Annotated in this window: 24 protein-coding genes; 8 read left to right on the forward strand and 16 right to left on the reverse strand. The window is 45.2% G+C overall.

The features are described 5' to 3' along the window. Positions 1-365 precede the first annotated feature (365 nt). Positions 366-518 carry a hypothetical protein gene (locus ACTWPX_RS00005; RefSeq protein WP_443117975.1) on the forward strand — a complete coding sequence of 51 codons (153 nt, stop codon included), beginning with the start codon at positions 366-368 and terminating at the stop codon, positions 516-518. A 10-nt stretch (positions 519-528) separates the two neighbouring features. Here ACTWPX_RS00005 and ACTWPX_RS00010 read toward each other — a convergent pair whose 3' ends face one another. After that, the gene (locus ACTWPX_RS00010) at positions 529-1,023 is read right to left on the reverse strand and encodes a VanZ family protein (protein WP_443117976.1); all 495 of its coding nucleotides are present in this window, start codon (positions 1,021-1,023) and stop codon (positions 529-531) included. A 158-nt stretch (positions 1,024-1,181) separates the two neighbouring features. Between ACTWPX_RS00010 and ACTWPX_RS00015 the strand changes: the two genes are divergently transcribed. Beyond that, on the forward strand, positions 1,182-1,556 hold the full coding sequence (locus ACTWPX_RS00015) for a hypothetical protein (protein WP_443117977.1): 375 nt from the start codon (positions 1,182-1,184) through the stop codon (positions 1,554-1,556). Between the two features lie 34 nt (positions 1,557-1,590). On the opposite strand, the gene ACTWPX_RS00020 is transcribed toward ACTWPX_RS00015, so the two are convergent. Continuing rightward, positions 1,591-2,085 (reverse strand): sigma factor, encoded by a 495-nt coding sequence (locus ACTWPX_RS00020; RefSeq protein WP_443117978.1) that lies wholly within the window; start codon positions 2,083-2,085, stop codon positions 1,591-1,593. 178 nt (positions 2,086-2,263) lie between these two features. Here ACTWPX_RS00020 and ACTWPX_RS00025 point away from each other — a divergent pair, with 178 nt between their 5' ends. From ACTWPX_RS00025 to ACTWPX_RS00035, 3 genes are all read left to right on the forward strand, one after another. Beyond that, positions 2,264-2,749 carry an RNA polymerase sigma factor gene (locus tag ACTWPX_RS00025; RefSeq protein WP_443117979.1) on the forward strand — a complete coding sequence of 162 codons (486 nt, stop codon included), beginning with the start codon at positions 2,264-2,266 and terminating at the stop codon, positions 2,747-2,749. Positions 2,750-2,797: 48 nt separating this feature from the next. After that, complete coding sequence (locus ACTWPX_RS00030; RefSeq protein WP_128525664.1) at positions 2,798-3,082, forward strand: hypothetical protein; 285 nt, start codon at positions 2,798-2,800, stop codon at positions 3,080-3,082. A 62-nt stretch (positions 3,083-3,144) separates the two neighbouring features. Continuing rightward, on the forward strand, positions 3,145-3,309 hold the full coding sequence (locus tag ACTWPX_RS00035) for a hypothetical protein (protein ID WP_241655861.1): 165 nt from the start codon (positions 3,145-3,147) through the stop codon (positions 3,307-3,309). Positions 3,310-3,350: 41 nt separating this feature from the next. Here the strand turns inward: ACTWPX_RS00035 and ACTWPX_RS00040 are convergent, their stop codons facing one another. Continuing rightward, the gene (locus tag ACTWPX_RS00040; RefSeq protein WP_128525662.1) at positions 3,351-4,247 is read right to left on the reverse strand and encodes an AEC family transporter; all 897 of its coding nucleotides are present in this window, start codon (positions 4,245-4,247) and stop codon (positions 3,351-3,353) included. Between the two features lie 201 nt (positions 4,248-4,448). Here ACTWPX_RS00040 and ACTWPX_RS00045 point away from each other — a divergent pair, with 201 nt between their 5' ends. Next, positions 4,449-5,015, forward strand: coding sequence for a transposase (locus ACTWPX_RS00045; RefSeq protein WP_443117980.1), 567 nt, complete (start codon positions 4,449-4,451; stop codon positions 5,013-5,015). 24 nt (positions 5,016-5,039) lie between these two features. On the opposite strand, the gene ACTWPX_RS00050 is transcribed toward ACTWPX_RS00045, so the two are convergent. The 9 genes from ACTWPX_RS00050 to gnd all read right to left on the reverse strand — a co-directional run bounded on the left by ACTWPX_RS00050 (position 5,040) and on the right by gnd (position 13,539). After that, the gene (locus ACTWPX_RS00050) at positions 5,040-5,303 is read right to left on the reverse strand and encodes an HPr family phosphocarrier protein (RefSeq protein ID WP_128525660.1); all 264 of its coding nucleotides are present in this window, start codon (positions 5,301-5,303) and stop codon (positions 5,040-5,042) included. A 68-nt stretch (positions 5,304-5,371) separates the two neighbouring features. Continuing rightward, entirely contained in the window at positions 5,372-6,268 is an 897-nt protein-coding gene (locus tag ACTWPX_RS00055) for an AEC family transporter (RefSeq protein ID WP_443117981.1), read from the reverse strand. Positions 6,269-6,275: 7 nt separating this feature from the next. Continuing rightward, positions 6,276-7,424 (reverse strand): galactonate dehydratase, encoded by a 1,149-nt coding sequence (gene dgoD, locus ACTWPX_RS00060; protein ID WP_128525658.1) that lies wholly within the window; start codon positions 7,422-7,424, stop codon positions 6,276-6,278. Beyond that, the gene (locus ACTWPX_RS00065; RefSeq protein WP_443117982.1) at positions 7,421-8,080 is read right to left on the reverse strand and encodes a bifunctional 4-hydroxy-2-oxoglutarate aldolase/2-dehydro-3-deoxy-phosphogluconate aldolase; all 660 of its coding nucleotides are present in this window, start codon (positions 8,078-8,080) and stop codon (positions 7,421-7,423) included. Before ACTWPX_RS00065 ends, dgoD begins: the two co-directional genes overlap by 4 nt. A 15-nt stretch (positions 8,081-8,095) precedes the next feature. Then, on the reverse strand, positions 8,096-9,064 hold the full coding sequence (locus ACTWPX_RS00070) for a sugar kinase (protein ID WP_443117983.1): 969 nt from the start codon (positions 9,062-9,064) through the stop codon (positions 8,096-8,098). Between the two features lie 589 nt (positions 9,065-9,653). Next, positions 9,654-10,934, reverse strand: a complete 1,281-nt coding sequence (locus ACTWPX_RS00075; RefSeq protein ID WP_128525655.1) for a TRAP transporter large permease — start codon at positions 10,932-10,934, stop codon at positions 9,654-9,656. Next, positions 10,931-11,470: a TRAP transporter small permease gene (locus ACTWPX_RS00080; protein ID WP_128525654.1), complete on the reverse strand. Its 540-nt coding sequence runs from the start codon at positions 11,468-11,470 to the stop codon at positions 10,931-10,933. Before ACTWPX_RS00080 ends, ACTWPX_RS00075 begins: the two co-directional genes overlap by 4 nt. A 92-nt stretch (positions 11,471-11,562) precedes the next feature. Beyond that, entirely contained in the window at positions 11,563-12,612 is a 1,050-nt protein-coding gene (locus ACTWPX_RS00085) for a DctP family TRAP transporter solute-binding subunit (protein WP_443117984.1), read from the reverse strand. A 30-nt stretch (positions 12,613-12,642) separates the two neighbouring features. Then, positions 12,643-13,539: a phosphogluconate dehydrogenase (NAD(+)-dependent, decarboxylating) gene (gene gnd, locus ACTWPX_RS00090; protein WP_443117985.1), complete on the reverse strand. Its 897-nt coding sequence runs from the start codon at positions 13,537-13,539 to the stop codon at positions 12,643-12,645. Positions 13,540-13,723: 184 nt separating this feature from the next. Here gnd and ACTWPX_RS00095 point away from each other — a divergent pair, with 184 nt between their 5' ends. Both ACTWPX_RS00095 and ACTWPX_RS00100 read left to right on the forward strand, forming a co-directional pair. Next, entirely contained in the window at positions 13,724-14,581 is an 858-nt protein-coding gene (locus tag ACTWPX_RS00095; RefSeq protein WP_443117986.1) for a MurR/RpiR family transcriptional regulator, read from the forward strand. Positions 14,582-14,595: 14 nt separating this feature from the next. Continuing rightward, positions 14,596-16,080, forward strand: coding sequence for a gluconokinase (locus ACTWPX_RS00100; protein ID WP_443117987.1), 1,485 nt, complete (start codon positions 14,596-14,598; stop codon positions 16,078-16,080). 70 nt (positions 16,081-16,150) lie between these two features. On the opposite strand, the gene ACTWPX_RS00105 is transcribed toward ACTWPX_RS00100, so the two are convergent. The 4 genes from ACTWPX_RS00105 to ACTWPX_RS00120 form a co-directional block, all read right to left on the reverse strand. Beyond that, positions 16,151-17,812 (reverse strand): sodium:solute symporter family protein, encoded by a 1,662-nt coding sequence (locus ACTWPX_RS00105; protein WP_443117988.1) that lies wholly within the window; start codon positions 17,810-17,812, stop codon positions 16,151-16,153. A 15-nt stretch (positions 17,813-17,827) separates the two neighbouring features. Beyond that, on the reverse strand, positions 17,828-18,121 hold the full coding sequence (locus ACTWPX_RS00110; protein WP_443118477.1) for a DUF4212 domain-containing protein: 294 nt from the start codon (positions 18,119-18,121) through the stop codon (positions 17,828-17,830). Positions 18,122-18,151: 30 nt separating this feature from the next. Next, a complete protein-coding gene (locus ACTWPX_RS00115) occupies positions 18,152-18,337 on the reverse strand; it encodes a hypothetical protein (RefSeq protein ID WP_443117989.1) in 186 nt (61 codons plus the stop codon). A gap of 253 nt (positions 18,338-18,590) precedes the next feature. After that, entirely contained in the window at positions 18,591-19,409 is an 819-nt protein-coding gene (locus ACTWPX_RS00120) for a peptidoglycan-binding protein (RefSeq protein ID WP_443117990.1), read from the reverse strand. Positions 19,410-19,427 lie beyond the last annotated feature (18 nt).

Genomic DNA, 19,427 nt, shown 5'->3' on the forward strand with positions numbered 1-19,427 from the left:
GAGTCTTCGCATTCCCCGCCGCCCCTTGCTATATGTTTTTCTCGAAATTCGTTCAGAAAAATACTGACATATGTGAGTGAGAATCAAACATCTTACGCTTAATTACAGGGTTTCCTCCATGAATGCTTCCCTTGAGATGTAGTTTCGAGAATCTTCCTAATCGTATGGTTGGCTGGCAAGACCCACAGAGCTTTAGCTCGAGGAGGCTACTGAAGAACTGCAACTTTCTGAGTTATGCATCAAAGATAGGCCGGGCAGGACGATTTTATCGTTCAACTCGGCTTCTTTATTTCGATAAGACATTTATAAATCAAAGAAAATCACTCTTTTCAGATAGGCCTCGTTGCTTCCATGAGGAGCGTTCGGTGGTGACGCCTGCGGGAACAGCGCGAGCCGAAGATCCACTTGGTCAAGTGATCTTCTTGGCCAAGTTAGCTGAGGCCGTGCCCGCGGCAAGCTTCCACCGACAAGCGATTCGTGAGAAGCAACAACAAACTTTAACAGTTCCTCTAGATTGAAAAGTGTTTTTCAGTGGAATTTAACAGAGCCTTTCCAATAGAGAAAGACAATGAGTGCACACCCAAGCAATCCCCCTATACTATCCAACACCACATCTCCTATGTAAGGCGTCCGATTCGGTGTCAAAGACTGGTGGTATTCATCAAACCCGGCGTAAATAACGGTGATCAGGAACGAGACAAACAGCTTGATCTGGAATCTCCAGCTCGTATTTTTTTCAAAAGCGAGGTAAGTGGTCCCCATCAACAAGAAAAACACCGTCACATGGGCTGCCTTCCTGATGAAAAACTCGATCATGCCATCGACACCACGGGTAGCTATACTGATCAGCTCTCCTTTGTATGTAACTGAAATCGGTTCTAATACAGGCTTCAGAAAATCTAAAGGCAAATAGAGATTCATAGCAGGACGTAGGTCTTGCTGCTCATAGGGTTGAGAGGATGCGATGAAAATCAACCCCATCACACATACTGGTAATAAGGCATAGAAAACTTTTTTATACATCTTTTTCACACTTTCTATTTGACTAGGTATCTTCGCTTACGAATATTTTACACTAAATTTCAGTATCTACAATAAATTTAAATAATTAATAACTTATACTATTAATGACGATAAAATTTGTATACAATAATATTAGATAAGAAAAGGGGGATTTGAAATTGGCGAAGAAGAGTAAACAGTACGAGTATGATCTCAGTGAGGTCAAGCGATTGATCGGTGAGACAGATAAAAACTACCGTGAAATCGCTGCTGAAACAGGCTGCCCATACGCGAGTGTCGTCTATCATGGTCGTAAAATCCGTGGACGCGTCAACCGTATGCGTCAGGAAGAATTGAGCATAGAAGAACAGCAGCCTGTCCTATCCATAACTGAAGAAACTACGGAAACGCCGAAGATGTTGTCTGGCGGGACAGCATTGAGCATTTCCAGAAGCGATGTCCACATCCATGATGCCGAGCAGGAAGCTGCCAAAATGATCAAAGCCGCTCGTGCTTTAGGGTTGAATAAAGTTAATATAACCATCGATAGATAAGCGTCGTCCTGGGGATCTTTTTCTCCAGGACTTTTCATTGCTCTAAATTCAAACCTTGCAGCCTCCTTCTCGCATGACGGCCCCAGTTTTTCACCGCATCCACCGATACTTGTTCCAAATGGGCGGTTTGTGTGATGGAACGATCCATGATGATGAAGTGATAAACCCATTTCCACTGGTTGTTCGTGAGAAGCGAACGCACCTGCTCCCACAAATAGATATCTGAAATTGTATCCTCACACAAGTACAGTTCTTCCTGCTTCATATGCTCTTGATAGATTTCTTCTTTTTCCTGTTTCCGGGAATCCTTCCGTATCTGGTCAATGAGGGCATTATGTATTTTCCAACTGATATATTTCGAGAAATCCCCTTTTTCCGGATTATGGGTAAGATAAGCATTCCAAAGTGCATAAAGTCCTTCTGCAAAAAAGTCTCCATTGCGATCGATGATGTTCAATTTCCGTATATGATAGTGGATCAAGCGCTCGCTTTCTTCTACAATTCTCTCAAACTTTTCATCTACGACCATCTTTTGCACCAACCCTCTGTTTTTTTACTTTCATATCTATAATCGTTAGAAAAAGGGTTTTTGGTGTCAAAAAATGATGAAATTTTTATTTTTTAAGTAAAAAGTGATGAAAAATTGAATTTTCTGCTTTCTTTTATATGGAAAATGAAGGATAATAGTAAGCAGAAAGGAGCATACCATGAAAAACAATATTCCTATTTTCCGCGATTGTGAGGGGCTCATATATTTCACCTTACGTCGTTTGAACATTCCTGAGCCGCATGATGACTACTTCCAGGAGGGTTATCTGATTTTCAGAAAAAGTCTTGAAAAGTATGATTCTTCCCTCAAAAGCAAGTTCTCCACTTACTTCACCCACATTCTCTACCACCACTTTCAGTCCCACCTGAGAAAGGAACAACGTGAGCGCGAAGCAACTGCTCAACTCTCCGACAACACCCCTCTGAAATGGTCTGACCCTCTGCTTGAGCCTCTCATTCTCGTCGACATCCTTCACTACTCAGCACTTACCCCTCTTGAGTCTTCGATTTTCCATTTCACCTATAGCGGGTTCACCATCCGGGAAACAGCTGTTTTGACAGAGAGAAGTGTTTCGACGATCAAGCGTGCCCGGAAAAGACTGAAACAGAAGCTGGAAGTGGCGATCAAGAAAGTTTATCTTTGATTAAAGAAGGGAAAATATCAAACATCCTAAAATAACGGAGGAATCGCCTTGGAACAAACCTCTCGATCTCTTTTTCCTCTTGTCAACATCTGGTTGGATGAAACACCTACATCGTTCACGCACGCCTTCCTGGAACGCCTTGACTATGAATGGATGATCGAAATTGTTAATCCCTACCCCATTCCCATCATGGAGACCAAAGAGTTCATCCTCAACATTTCCATCGAACAAGCAGATGGAATGACGTTCTCTTCCATTCCGATTGAATCCTACAACATTGAAGTCGGCAATGAATTCACCATTTATCGCTTTCACATGTATCCTCCCGCATGATTTTTTCCCTTCTCCCCTGGAATGTTATAATGAACAGGACGTTTTATGGAAAGGAAGAGATCATGTTTTATCTAGTGTTCGCCGCATTTTTCGTCGGCTATTTAATTCTCGGATGGTTTACCACCACGATCGAAATGACTTCTGTCAGTGCCGTCCTTTGTATTGTCTTTATTTTGACGAACATTTATATGTTTTGGAAAGAAAAGAAGAAGCAAAAAGATAGTTGAGTATAGCAGAAAGCCCGCCATACATTCTGGCGGGCTTTTCTTTATGTGAGAATATTCAAGGCGATCGGAATCGTGATGACGCTCAACAACGTGGTGATCAGCGTTATGCTTGAGACGAGGTCTGGTTTTGAATCGAATTGGACTGCGTACATCGTTGTCGTCGCAGCAGACGGCATTGCCGCTGATATTATCATCACATTCGCCATCATATCACTCATCGGCAGCAGGATCGTCAGCAGCCAGGCAATTAATGGAGAGCCGAGGAGCCTCAATGTAGCTGCATAAGAAATCTTGTCCCAGGCCAGATTTTTCACCGTAATGTTCGCCAGCTGCATCCCAAGCAGGATCATCACAGTGGGGATCGTCGCGTTTCCGACCAGTTCAATGCTCGACATGACGTTATCTGAGATCGACATGGGGGTGTATTTGAAAACGAGGGCGATCCATACCGCGTGCGTCGGAGGCATCTTCAGTACTGTCCTGATGGCCATACCGATGCCGGCCGCTCCTTTGGCTGCGTAATAAACCCCGAAGAAGTTCATCACGATTTGCTGTAATACCATGAAAGACACGGAATAGACAAAGCCTTGCTCACCGAAAGCAAAAAGCACGATCGGTGCCCCGTAGTTCCCGGCATTCATAAAAGCCGTTGAAAGGATGAGTCCACTTTCAGTCGCTGTTCCATACTTCAGAACCTTGGCAGCTATTTTATTGATGAAAAGAATGCTGAATAACAATAATACCGAAAAGATAACCATCATGAGGTAATCCTGATCAAATGTTGCATTGTAAAATGTCTTGAAAACAAGACAGGGCAGCATGATATAAAGAGTTACGGTTGAAATTGATTTGATTTCCAGGCGGAGGATTTTTTGTAAGGCGTACCCTGCGACAAAAACGAGCACCACAGGAAGCACCACTTGAAAAAAGATCGCCATATTTTCCCCTCCCGTGCATTGAAGTATTTTTTTAGTATTTCCTCAGGTCATCCACATTTTACCATTGTTTTCCTCAGGTCATCCAGAATTTGGATGACCTGAGGAAACAGTTATTGGTATTTTCAGCAGGATTTCTGATGAGTAATGGCGAATAAGAACGAGTGCCATATTGATTTGACTATATAGTAAAGGAATGATGACATGCCCAATCCTCGGAGAGTCTGGTTTCCGAACGCCTGGTATCATATTACCGCACGTGGCAATCGTAAGACAGACATTTTTTATGATGAACACGACCGCTTCAAGTATTTGCAATTACTTCGAGAAGCGAAACACACCTACCCCTTCCACCTTCACGCTTATTGCCTCATGTCCAACCACGTCCATCTTCTGATTGAAACAATCGATACGCCTCCCGGTTCGTTCATGAAAGAAATCCATTCCCAATATGCCCGCGCTTTCAACAAAAAATATGGGTATGTCGGCCACCTCTTCCAAGGTCCCTACAAAGCCCATCTGCAAGGCGATGTCAATACCATTCTCCAAGTCAGTCGCTATATCCACTTGAATCCATGCCGTGCCCTATTGACCCTTGAACCAGAAGCCTACAAATGGAGCAGTTATCCCCACTATCTATCTCCTACACCCTTTTACTCGGATTTGATAACAACGAAAACCGTACTATCTTATTTCAAAGATGTAAAGCAGTATGAAACCTTCGTCCAATTGGCAAATAAATCCACCTCAGGTCATCCAAATAATGGATGACCTGAGGTGGAAATAAAAAGGATGTTATGGCTGGAGGAAGTTTTCAACTTCTGCCAGTGCTTGTTCTGCGTCTGTGCCGACGCAAGTGACTTCGACTTCATCGCCTTCTTGCAGGCGTAAGTTGATCAAGCCGAGTATACTCTTGAGATTGGCTTCAATTACGCTTCCCTGTACGTTTTTCTTCAACAAGATTTCCGAATCGTAGCTCTGGATGATCTGTGATAACTCCATGATAGTCTGTGTTTCCTTCATATGGACAGCTACTATTTTCGACACTTTTTCACTCATCTATTTCCCCCCTTTCGATAGGAATTCACTAAATAAGAAACTTTCATTAGGGTTTCCTTTTAATGACCTTACATAAACATCATCAATAAAACCGGAATGGTCACAACACTGAACAATGTCGTCATCAACGTAATGCTCGACACCAGCTCGGGTTTGGAATTGAACTGGACCGCATATATCGTCGTTGTAGCGGCAGATGGCATTGCAGCTGAAACAACCAGCACACTCGCCATCAAATCACTCATCGGCAAAACGAACGTCAAAGCGAACGCGATCAAAGGTGAAGCAATCAACCGGACGGATGAAGCATAAGAAACTTTTGACCACTCCAGGTTTTTCACAGGAATCCCTGCCAGCTGCATCCCTAGAACAACCATGACCATCGGAATCGTAGCGGCCGCTAATAGATCGACACTCGACATCAAGTTTTCCGGCATCGGAATGCCGCCTAAGTTCATGACAAGTGCGACAAGGACAGCATAAGTCGGAGGCATTTTCAAAACGGAAACGATCGCCATCTTCAAACCGGCTGTTCCCTTTGCTGCATAATAGACCCCGAAGAAGTTCATAATGATCGCTTGCAGGACTAGAAAAGATACCGAGTAAACGAATCCTTCTTCCCCGAAGGCAAAAAGAATGATCGGAGCACCGTAGTTTCCGGAGTTCATGAAAGCAGTCGATAGAATCAGGCCACTTTCCATTTTTTGATCATAGTTCCGGACTTTACTGACGATTTTATTGATGATGAGAATACTGAACAGCAGGAGCACTGAGAACACGAGCATCATTAAATATTCACCATTCAAGTCAGCTTCATAAAAGGTTTGGAAGACTAAGCATGGTAGCATGATGTACAATGCGATGGTTGATACTGATTTGATATCCAGATTTGCTAGTTTTTGAATCAAGTAACCTGCCCCGAAGATTAACAGGACAGGAAACACGACTTGAATGAATACTGTCATAACAAAATTACCACTCGGCTACGCTGCCGTCACGGTGTCTCCACACCGGGTTGCGCCAGCGATGTCCTTCCTCTGCCATTTGTCGTACCTTATCTTCATTGATCTCAATCCCAAGGCCTGGCCCTTTCAACATTTCCACTTGGCCGTCTTCATACGTGAACACAGAGGCATCTTCAATATAATCAAGCAGATCACTGCCCTTGTTATAGTGGATGCCAAGGCTTTGCTCCTGTATGAAGGCGTTGTGACAGGTGGCATCGACCTGCAGGCATGAAGCAAGCGCGATCGGCCCTAATGGACAGTGGGGAGCCAACGCGACATCGTAAGCTTCTGCCATCGTGGCGATTTTTTTACATTCGGTAATGCCCCCTGCATGAGATAAGTCAGGCTGGATGACATCTACATGACCGCTCGCCAGCAGCTCTTTGAAGTCCCAGCGTGAATACATCCGTTCCCCTGTCGCAATTGGAATCGATGTATGGGCAGCGATTTCTTTCAATGCTTCATTATTTTCAGGTAACACAGGTTCTTCAATGAACATCGGACGATAAGTTTCCAATTCTTTCGCTAAAATTTTGGCCATCGGCTTGTGGACACGACCGTGAAAATCGATGCCGATCCCGACATCTTTGCCGACAGCTTCTCTTACTGCCGCTACCCTTTCGAGCGTTTCGTCTATTTTCCGGTGTGTGTCGATGTACTGCAGTTCTTCTGTGCCATTCATTTTGATAGCACGGAAGCCGCGATCGACTGCTTCCTTGGCAGCACCGCCGACGTCAGATGGACGGTCACCACCGATCCAGGAGTACACATCGATGGATTCACGGCACGCGCCGCCCATCAATTCAGAAACAGGAGCATTGTAATATTTCCCTTTAATATCCCATAGCGCCTGATCGATTCCAGCAATAGCGCTCATATGAATAGGTCCGCCACGGTAAAAACCTGAGCGGTACATGACGTTCCAATGATCTTCAATCGGAAGCGGGTCTTTACCCAGCAAATAATCCTTTAATTCATGGACAGCGGTTTCAACCGTTTCCGCTCGACCTTCGATGACCGGCTCTCCCCAGCCGACAATCCCCTCATCTGTGGTTATTTTCAAAAACAACCAGCGTGGCGGGACGACGAATGTTTCCATATTTACGATTTTCATCTGTTATTTCCTCCTTCTCTTGCTGACTGCACACGCTCGGTAAACTGACGTGCAAGCTCTGTGAGACCCTGGTAATCTCTATCAGCCAACAGATTCTTATCTATCAAAGATCCACCAGCCCCTACAGCTATCGCGCCATTTTCAATGTACTCGCCGGCATTATCCTTATTGATCCCTCCCGTAGGAATCATCGGAATATGACCAAGAGGACCTTGTACGTCTTTGATGTAGGAAGGACCCATCGCCCTAGCCGGGAATACCTTGACGACATCTGCCCCAGCTTGGTATGCATCAACCATCTCTGAAGGCGTCATCACACCTGGGATTGAAACTACACCGTAACGGTTCGCCATTTCAATCAATGGTTTGTTGTAATTCGGTGAAAAAATGAACTGTGCTCCAGCATCGATAGCTGCCTTGGCTGTTTCTGCATCCAGAACAGTCCCTGCGCCGACAAGCGCATGTTCACCCAACTCCTGTTTCAGTTCCTGGATGATTCCATACACATCTGGTGTATCAACAGTCACTTCAAGTGTTGTCACTCCACCTTCCACAAGCGCTTTGGCTAAAGGAAGAACTTCCTCCCTATTGGGACGACGGATGACCGCAACGATTCCGGAACTCTCCAACTTTTGTAAAATATCAATTTTTTTCATTATCTGTTTCCTCCTTCAGCGCTCGACATCGCTCAGTCGCTCGCCAGAATCTATGAATGATTGTAGTTGCACCCGGGTCGGTACTCCTTCGACATCGCCGTTCATTTGCACCACAAAAGCACCGACCGCATTGCCGCGTTCAACTGCTTCCTCGAGAGAAACTTCATCGAGGACACCGCTGATGACACCAGCAGCGAATCCATCACCGGCACCAACTGGATCGACGACATTTTTCACTGGAATTCCGGGAACGATTCCTGATGATTCGGCAGATGTATAATAAGCTCCCTCTTCCCCCAATTTCACGACAACTGTCTGTCCTTTTTGGGTTTTGAGGGCTTCCGCTGCCTTTTCATAATCCGTTTCCCCTGTGAGGAAAGCAGCTTCATCTACCCCAGGAAGGATGATGTCTGCAAGTTCAGCAATCCGGTTCAAAACTTGTTTCGCTTCTTCCTTATTTCCCCACAATTTGTAACGAATATTAGGGTCGAAAACAACTGTACGTCCTGCTTCCTTTGCCAAATGAATCGCATGGAAAATGGCATCTTGACAGCTTTCACTCAAGGCTGGGGTGATGCCTGTAATGTGCAATATTTTAGCAGAAGAAATATATGAATCAGGTAAATCCACAGGTTCCATTAAACTAGCCGCAGACTGATGACGATAGTAATAAACATTCACATGGTCGGCCGACAACTTCTCTTTGAAAAAGATTCCTGTCGGTGCTTGTTTGGTGTAAGTGACTCCACGAGTATCTACACCTTCTCCACGAATGAACTTATGAACATATTTTCCGAATGGATCATCACCAAGCTTGCTGATCCAACCTGAAGAATGGCCAAGCCTAGCTAAACCGATGGCTACATTCGATTCTGCACCACCGATTTGTTTTTGCATCGTATTGGCATATTCTAATGACGCATGGTCAGAACTGCCGAACAACACCATTGTTTCTCCTAATGTAACAACATCCAAGGATTCCATATCTTTGATCCCTTCTTCCTGAAATTCTATATTGTTTTAACTTGGCCCCACACTACGTGGGGTCGTCCGGTGTTGCAACAGGACGTTGCGCACTTAGCCGAACTTCTGCTTCCCCCTTGCTGCGGCAAACAGCGCCGCTTCAAGGTTCTGCTTAAGCTTATCGGGGCTACCAGGGGGTCTGCACTTTTGGCCCCACACTACGTGGGGTCGTTCGGCGTTGCAACAGGACGTTGCGTACTTAGCCGAACTTCTGCTTCCCCCCTTGCTGCGGCAAACATCGCCGCTTCAAGGGCCTGCTTGAGCTTGTCGGGGCTATCAGGGGGTCTGCACTTTTGATATAACCAAAAACCCCTTGCGTGGGAGCAAGGGATTTTCGGGGTTTCTTCAAGGAGGGTCAGTCCTTTTACTGGCTGAGAATTTTCAATGTTTCTGTTTGTAGCTAATCTTGATTCCACACGATGTGGGTCGTTCGGGGTTGCAATAGGATGTTGCAACCCCGAACTTCACTCTTCCCCTTACTGGTGTCAAACTACCACCTCAAGGCGCTGAATAGGCTTGCGGAGTGCTTTCAAAAAGGTTCCGCAATTAGTTAATCACCGAAACTGATCAACCATAGAGATAATTCAGGTATGAACGTGATCATTAAGAGCGAGAATAGCATGGCAAAGAAATAAGGGATGATCGCTTTCGACAGTTCCTCGATGGATAGTCCCGATATTCCGGAGGCGACAAATAGGTTTACACCTAATGGCGGCGTTATGAATCCGATTGCCAAGTTGACGACCATGATGATACCGAAATGTATCGGATCGTAACCTAGATCGGTAGCGATCGGCAATAAAATCGGTGTCAAAATGATGATAGCTGCCAATGTATCCATGAAACAACCGACAAGAAGCAACAGCACTGTAATCAAGAGAATGAGAATGATCTCATTTTCTGATATGGAAAGCATGAAGTTCGCTACTTGTGACGGGATCTGTTCAATTGTCAGTAAACGTCCGAATGCTGTCGCTGATCCGACGATGATCAAGACAGTCGCTGTCGTCAGAGCTGAATCAGCGAAAATTTTCGGCATATCTTTGATGCTTAATTCACGGTATAAGAAGAGACCTGCAATGATTCCGTATACGACGGCGATAACAGCTGCTTCTGTAGGGGTGAAGATTCCCCCGTAGATTCCGCCAAGAATGATGACAGGGATAACCAGGGCCCATTTTGCATCCCAAAACGTTTTCCCGATTTTTTTCAGGGAGGTCGGTTCATCCAGACCGCTGTACCCTTGCTTTTTAGAATAGATATAAGCCCATGCAAGAAGGGCAAATCCAACTATGAAACCTGGGATGATTCCGGCGATGAACATGTCACCGATGGAAGCACTTCCGACAACACCGTAGATGACCATCGGAATACTTGGTGGAATGATGACACCAATCGAACCTGCTGCAGCTACGGTCGCTGTTGCGAATTTTTTATCATACCCATGTCTGACCATGGCAGGGATCATGATCCCACCGATTGCGGCTACGGTCGCTGGACCAGAGCCGGAAATAGCAGCGAAGAACATACAGGTGACGATGGTCGCCATCGCGAATCCACCTGTTTTATTTCCGACAAGTGCGTTGGCGAAATTGAACAAGCGTTCTGAAATCCCGCCTTTCCCCATAATCTCACCGGCTAAAATGAAGAATGGAACGGCCATCAATGGAAATGAATCGATAGACGTGACAAGTTCCTTCATTAAGAATTGAACAGGAATGGCGCCTGTATAGAAAATCGTCGCAAGTGTAGATAGTCCGAGAGCGATTCCAATCGGTACACTAAGAAGCAGGAAGAGAGCGAATGTCCCGAATAATACAATTGTAGTCATGACTCATCCTCTCCTTCCTGCTTTTGCAAACGATCACGCTCATCTGCGATCTCGAGTTCCTTTTTACCGAATAGCATTTTTATTTGTACAATAAGATTTTGAATCAAACGGATGGCTGCTAAGCCGAACCCGATTGGAGTAGCCATGTACACGGCTCCCATAGGAATGCCCAAAGCTGGAGACTGCTGGCCGAATGACAAGAGCTGGGCAGCGATATCATAACCACTGAATACTACATAAATGCTGAAAAATAAGAATAGTAGATTAGCAGCAATGGCCAATACCAATTTCCCTTTGCCTTTAAGCAAAAGCAGCATGACATCCACCTTGATGTGACGCTGTTTCTTCACTCCATAACTTATACCGATATACACTAACCAAATGAAGCAGTACCGTGCAAGTTCCTCTGACCAGGATAGTGAGTTTCCTGAAACTCGCATGGCGACTTGCAGGAAAATGACACTGACCATGATGGTCGAGAAAATGACGAGCAAGACTTCTTCTAATTTGCGGTCGATCGCTCGAATGATGTTCATTTTTTCACCTCAACTGACCCTCATTTTTACTGTAAATGGAGAAGAGCACGCTGCAAACCTTCTGCAACGCACCTCCTCGTAATCTTGGATTATTATTTAGCTTCTTCGATCGCTTTGTAAACTTTATCTACTGTTTCTTCACCGATTTTGCTCTTATATTCTTCAATAACCGGCGCTACAGCGTCTTTCATTTCCTGGCGTGCTTCATCAGTGATTTCTGTGTATTCCATACCTTCTTCTTGTAGCTTTTCAAGATATTTTTCGTTCGCTTCACGGTTCAGTTTACGTTCGTACTTTCCTGCTTCTACTGCTGCATCTTTAACGATCTTCTGCTGATCTTCACTCAAACCGTCATAGAAAGATTTACTCATAAGGAATACGAACGGGCTGTAAATGTGGTGCGTGTTGGAAACGTGTTTTTGTACTTCATAGAATTTTTGCAGATAGATTGTTGCATAAGGGTTTTCCTGACCATCAACTGTACCTTGCTGCATCGCTGTGAACAATTCTGTGAACGCCATTGGTGTCGGGTTTGCACCTAGTGCTTTGAAAGCATCCAAGTGTAGGTCGTTTTCCATTGTACGGATTTTCAGACCCTCAAAGTCTTCTACTGACGCTACTGCACGTTCGCTGTTCGTCAAATCACGGAAACCATTTTCCCAATAAGCAAGACCTACAAGATTCTGCTCTTCAAGTTTGCCTAGCAATTCCTGGCCAACTTCTCCATCAAGAACTTTATCCGCCACTTGTTCATTTGGGAAAAGGAACGGGATATCAAATACGCTGAACTCAGGAACGAAGTTTGCAAGTGGTGCTGTAGAAGGAATTGTTACTTCTTGTGTACCTAGCTGCAATGCTTCTGTCATTGAACGGTCATCACCTAGCTGACCACTATGATATGTTTCTACTTTAATTGCACCGTCTGTTTCTTTTTCAACGATTTCTTTAAACTTCAACAAACCTTTGTATTGAGGGTGATCATCGTTAAGTCCAATTCCTGCTTTAATGACTTTTGCGTCACCACTTCCCTCTGAAGCGCTTTCACCACTGTCCCCATTAGATGAATCCGACTCACCATTCCCGCAAGCTGCCAGGACAGTGATTAAAAGAACTGCACACATAAGACCAAATAATTTTTTCATTATAAAACCTCTCTCCTTTTTATATATAATTTATTTTTTCACTACAGCATGTCCACCGAATTCGTTACGCAAAGCTGCTACGACTTTTCCGGAGAACGTATCACTTTCTTGTGAACGGTAACGCATCATTTGTGACATTGTGATGACTGGTGCCGCCATCTCCAACTCCAATGCGGTTTCGACCGTCCACTTTCCTTCACCTGATGAATTCATTACGCCGCGAATCTCATCCAAGTTCGCATCTTTCGAAAAGGCGTTCTCCATCAGTTCGATCAGCCATGAGCGGATGACGGAACCATTGTTCCAAACTTTGGATACCGCTTCATAATCATAATCGAATGGACTCTTGTCCAAAATCTCATAACCTTCTGCAATCGCCTGCATCATTCCATACTCAATGCCATTGTGGACCATTTTCAGAAAGTGTCCGCTTCCGGCACGTCCCGAGTAGTGGTAACCGCTTTCAACAGCTGTGTCAGAAAAGAGCGACTCAATTTCAGAAAACTGCTTGGCATCTCCACCGATCATGTAACATGCTCCGTGTCGAGCCCCGTCTGTACCACCACTTGTTCCGACATCGAAGAAGAAAATATTTTTCTCATTTAATTCCTCGGCGCGGCGCAGACTATCTTTATAGTTGGAGTTTCCTCCATCAATGATGCGGTCGCCTGGCTCAAGTGATTTGGCTAGCTCCTGGATAACGGACTCTGTAACGTCCCCCGCCGGAACCATCACCCATATCGTGCGCGGGCTTTCCAGTTGACTTATAAGCGCTTTCAAATCTTTCGCTGGTGAAGCACCTTCATTTGATAATTTGTCAACCGATTCTGGGTTTACGTCGTTCGCAACGACTTTGTGACCATGGTCCATAAGGTTCAACGCTAAGTTGTATCCCATTTTTCCAAGGCCGACTAAACCAACTTGCATAATCTGACCCCTCTCTAGTATCGAACGTTCATCTGAAAAATTTTTTCTACAATTACGATTATACAATAAATCTTTTTTAGTTCAATGCTTTTCTCGAAAAAAATTTCAATCACTTTAACTTTTATTCGAAAAAAATTTCGTTTACAATGGAAGAAGTTGAAAAGAACACTGAGGAGGAGCCCTTATGATTGAAGCACCAACCAAGCACGTTATCAATCGAATCCGTTCGTCTTACAGCCAATTTAGTGAAAAAGAAAAGCTGATCGCCGATTACATTTTAGAGAATAGAGATGAAATCGTCCACTCTACCATCAACCAGGTAGCCGATGACCTTATGGTCGCTGATGCAACCGTTTTCAGGTTTTGTAAACGATTAGGTTTCAAAGGTTATCAAGCGATGAAAATTGCTTTAGCCTCGGAAATCGTCAACCCGATTAAAGATATTCATGAAACGATTTCTGAAACAGATACGGACTTTGAAATTACTGAAAAAGTATTCCAGGCGAATATAAGAGCATTGGAATCTTCCCGAGATGTCCAAAATCCGGAATCCTTATCTAAAGCGATGGATAGTTTAGTCGAAGCAGAGCGAGTCTTCTTCTTTGGAAGTGGCGGCTCGAACATACTTGCTTTAGACGCTCAACATAAATTCATCCGGACAGGTATGGAAGCACACGCCTATGCAGACACCCACCTGCAGCTGATGTCTGCATCTCAATTGAGAGAAACAGATGTGGCTGTGGTCATCTCCCACACGGGATCCAATAAAGATTTGCTTGATATCGTTGAAGTCGCAAAACAAAGCGGGGCAAAAACGATCGCCATCACCAACTTCGCCAAGTCTCCCTTGACGAAGCTTGTCGACCTTTGCTTATACACCGTCGCACAGGAAACCGAATTTCGTTCAGAAGCGCTCGCATCAAGAATTGCCGGGCTTTCGCTGATCGATTCCCTTTTTGTCATCTACAGCATGAAGAATAAAGAGAAAACACAGGAAGCCACCCAAAAAATGCGTGGCGCCATTTCAAGGAAACGTGTATAGAAAGGAAGTCTTAAATGAACTATGTCATTGGTTTAGATCTTGGAACGACAAGTGCCAAATCGGTCGTCTTCCAGGAGAACGGCCATGTGGTTGCCGAACATGAAGTCGATTACCCGCTTAACCATCCACAAGTAGGCTATGCCGAACAGGACCCATTACAAATGGAAACGGCCGCTTTAGAAGCATTGAATTTGAGTACGCGCCATGTCGAGTCAGAAAACATCGTCGGGGTCGGAATTTCCGCAGCCATGCATTCGATGATTTGTATGGATGAAAATGGTGTTCCATTATCACCTTCCATCATCTGGGCAGACGCTCGCAGCGCTGAGGAAGCAGCATTGTTGAAAAAAGAATCTCCTGATGTATATATGCGTACAGGAACACCTCTCCACCCGATGTCACCACTATCCAAGCTGCTATGGATGAAAAAGTATCGTTATGACCCTTGGGAGCAGGCGGATTACTTTGTTTCCGTCAAAGAGTTTTTACTTTATCGCTGGTTCGGTAAAAAAGTGGTGGATTATTCGATTGCAGCTGCGACGGGATTATTCAATATCCACACCCATAAATGGGATGAGGAAACATTGCAGCTGGCCGGAATCAGTGAAGGACAGCTGTTCGAACCAGTAACGCCTACGTATGCAATGGAAAACATGCGAGAACAATTTGCTGAAAAAGCTGGTTTGGAACGCTCGACTCCTTTCGTAATCGGAGGCAGTGACGGCCCCCTTGCGAACCTTGGCATCGGAGCCATACGACCAGGGGAAACAGCGATTACCATCGGCACCAGTGGGGCCATCCGGCAATTTTCCAGTGAGCCATTGCTGGATGATCGGCAGGAAATTTTTTCTTACAGCTTCACAGATGACTTGTGGATCACAGGCGGTCCTTCCAATAATGGCGGGCTCGTATTGAAGTGGGTGCAGCAACTTTTTGAAACAGAGAGCGAATCACTGCCGTTGGAGAAATTGTCAGAACTGGCCGCTGAAGTGGAAGCTGGCTCGGAAAACTTGCTTTTCCTCCCGTATTTGAACGGAGAGCGTGCTCCATTTTGGAAAGCCGAAGCCAAAGGATCGTTCATCGGTCTGACTCCTTCCCACCGTAAAGAACACATGACCCGCGCAGCGATGGAAGGTGTACTGTTTTCGATATTACATATCGCCAGTGCGCTCGAAAGACTCGGAAATAAGCACGAAAAAATCTTCGCAAGCGGCGGGTTCGCCCGCTCCCCGGTCTGGGTGCAGATGCTTGCCGACTTGTTCAACAAGCGTATCGATATCCCTGTCAGCCACCAAAGCTCTGCTTGGGGCGCTGCATGGGTTGCGCTTTACAGCTTAGGCCATGTTGACCGCTTGGAAGACATCAAGGAATCCATTCCTATGAATCAGCATTATGTTCCAAATGAAGAAAATCACCAAAAATACCGCCAGCTATTCGACGTCTATCAATCCGTCTCACACAAACTGCAGACAGACTTCGAACAACTTCACCGGTTATGATCCGAAAATTTCAAGGGACCTCAAGTCATCCATAATATGGATGACTTGAGGTCCCTTATTTTGTTATCCATCACTTGGCATCTTCTTTCAGCCAATACTCTCCGTCTTTGTATTCGATTTGTTCCGGGTAACGGAGGTCTGTGACTTCATCTTGTGTTTGCTGGGATGGCGGTGCCGTCATTAAGGAAACAATGATATTGGCCAGGATGGCTGCAGTCGCTCCGAATACTCCTGCCCCTGTATCGATGATTCCTAAGAGGGTGAATCCACCATACTTGGCTGCAAAAATATAACCGAGCGTAACAGATAAACCAGTGATCATCCCAGCGATGACACCTGGTCCATTCGCACGTTTCCACCATACACCTAAGAGTAACGCCGGGAAGAAAGATCCTGAAGCAAGGGCGAATGCCCAGGCGACAATTTGCGTAATCGCTCCAGGTGGGTTCAAGGCGATCAGTCCTGCGGCAATCGTAGCTAATACGATCGACAAGCGTCCGACAAATAAACGCTTCTCTTCTGATGCCTGCGGATTGACGGAACGGAAGTAGATATCATGGGACAATGCTGCAGATATCGCGATCATAAGGCCACCTGCTGTCGAAAGTGCGGCTGCCATAGCACCTGCAGCCATCAAACCGATAACGAAAATCCCCAGGCCGGCGATCTCCGGCGTCGCCATGACGACGATATCATTACTGATGACGAGTTCTGTCCATTGTAATACCCCATCACTGTTACTATCCGCCAATGATAGCCTTCCTGTATCGACCCATGCTTGTGTCCACGCCGGAAGGTTATTCAACGAAGAACCTGCGACTTCCGTCATCAAGATAAATCGAGAAAATGCGGCATATGCAGGAGCAGATAGATAAAGGAGACCGATAAATAATAATGCCCATGCCCCGCTCCAGCGTGCTGCTTTCATAGTCGCGACCGTGTAGAAACGGACGATGACGTGTGGCAAACCGGCAGTTCCGGCCATCAGAGTGAACATCAAGGCGATGAACTGCCATTTCGTATTTTCTGTAAAAGGAACAACATATTCAGATATCCCGAGCTCTTGATCCAATACCCGCATTTCAGAAATGACATCCCCATAGGAGAGCCATGGCATCGGGTTTTGTGTAAGCTGCAGAGACATGAAGATAACAGGAATCAAATAAGCGATGATGAGAACTAAATATTGAGCCACTTGTGTCCATGTGATTCCCTTCATTCCGCCAAGTGCTGAATAGAAAGCAATCAATACTACACCGATCAAGGTTCCGATCACCGTATTCACTTCCAGTAAACGACCGATGACGACACCTGAACCAGATAATTGTCCGATCGAATAAGTGAAGCTGATGATGATTGTCGCAACCGCTGCAATCAGCCTGGCTGTATTGCTCCGGTATCGGTCACCAATGAATTCCGGCACTGTGTACCGGCCGTATTTTCTTAATTGAGGAGCCAAAAGGAAAGTCAGCAGCAGATAACCGCCTGTCCAGCCCATAATATAGGCTAATCCATCGTATCCCAGAACCATGATCGTCCCGGCCATTCCTATGAATGAAGCTGCACTCATCCAATCCGCGCCGATCGCCATTCCATTGAACACAGGAGGTACCCCGCGACTTGCAACGTAAAAATCTGATGTAGCCCTTGCTTTATTGTAAATGGCGATACCTATGTACAATCCAAAAGTAGCGACAATCAAAGCAAGGGAGACCATAAACTGTGCGTCCATTCTTCTCCCCCTATCTTATTGATTTACTGCTTTATTATCTGTATCCGTATTCTTATCTTTAGGAATTAAACCGAACCTCCTGTCGATGACATCACTGATCGCTGCATTGAAAAACAATAGTACAATGAATGTTATAACCGCCCCCTGACTGCCCATGTAATATGGCAATGGAATGCCCATCACACTAAAGGATGAAAGACTTTCGGCAAAAAGAACGACCATATAGGAGACGAGGACACCTATCCCCAAATAAATAAAAATCAGAGTTGTACGTAAACGAAAGTATGCCTGCGCCTTTTCAGGATCCATTTTTCTCAAAATGTTTCACCTCCTTTCAAGTTATCCTCTCAAATCAAAGATGAACTGGACGGTTTCCCAAAATGGCATGGGGACCATAATGATTTTCGTAAGCGTGACCGCAAAAAGCGCTATGATCGGCAGAGCGAAAAAAATCGGACGCTTCTTTTTCAAGGCCAATACGACAGAAAGTACGGTAATGACGGCAAGAATGATAGGTATAAGCATGATTCGACCTCCTTTTTTGAAAGCGTTAACATCATTCTTTAAAATTTTTTAAGAATAGTTAGAATTAACTGAATATTACAACTGATATTATTATAAAATTATCACAATTTGTCAACCTTATAAAAATTACTAGTGAATTGAAGCTGGCTGGTTAAGGCTTAGGGAGCGTTTTTTTACCATTCAAATATTTCTGGTCAGGAGGAATTCACACGCGAAGACCGCATCCACTACGAATCGGATGCGGTCTTCTCCTTCATATGCCGAACATAGCCCTCCAGGTCACCGGCCCGACGATGCCATCTACCGACAGGCTGTGGCGCTCCTGATAATCGCGGACGGCTGCTTCTGTCCTTTTCCCAAACAGGCCATCAACCTGTACACCAACCACCTTTTGCACTTGTTTAATCAGAACGCCTTTCATGCCGATTCGGATGGGATTACCGGGGTACGTACGTTTTTGTAACATAGCGATGGTGATCGGCCCCACCACCCCATCTTCCTTGAGGCGCTCCTTTCTCTGAAACTTCTTCACCGCCGTTATCGTATCTGGTCCATAACGTCCATCCACCTTGTGGGGACCTAAAGAATAACCGAGCTGAGCGAGCATGGTTTGGATTCGTTTTACTTTGTTGTCACCGTTCTTCGGTGCATGGAGTTCGAGATGGGCATAGTCTTTGAAATCTTTCCAATCCCCGCCCCATGTAAACCCCATGGACTTGGCGATTTCCGCTACTCTCCGCCACTGATCATTAACGGTCCAGAGCGCTTTGCCCCCATCTGAGGAGACGAGGAAAAAATCAATCGCTCGGCCGTCATGATGATTGCTTTGGCCCGGTTCAGCATAGGTGACGATATTTCCCCTGGTGCCGAATCTCTTTCCATTCCAGTGATAATCCGGCCGACCTTGACCATATAAACGTGCTTGTTCTGTGAACGAACGGTATCCTGATGAGATTTGGACGTAAATCCCTTCTGCAAACGCCTTTTCAATTAACTTGAGAGCCTTCCCCCTGACATCTTCCTGTACCTTTCCCATTTTTCTCAAACTGCGTTCCTTTAAAATATTGATCACCAACATCCCTCCTTATTT

This window comes from Halobacillus sp. H74 (genome assembly GCF_052246715.1).
Classification (GTDB): Bacteria; Bacillota; Bacilli; order Bacillales; family Halobacillaceae; genus Halobacillus; species Halobacillus litoralis_A.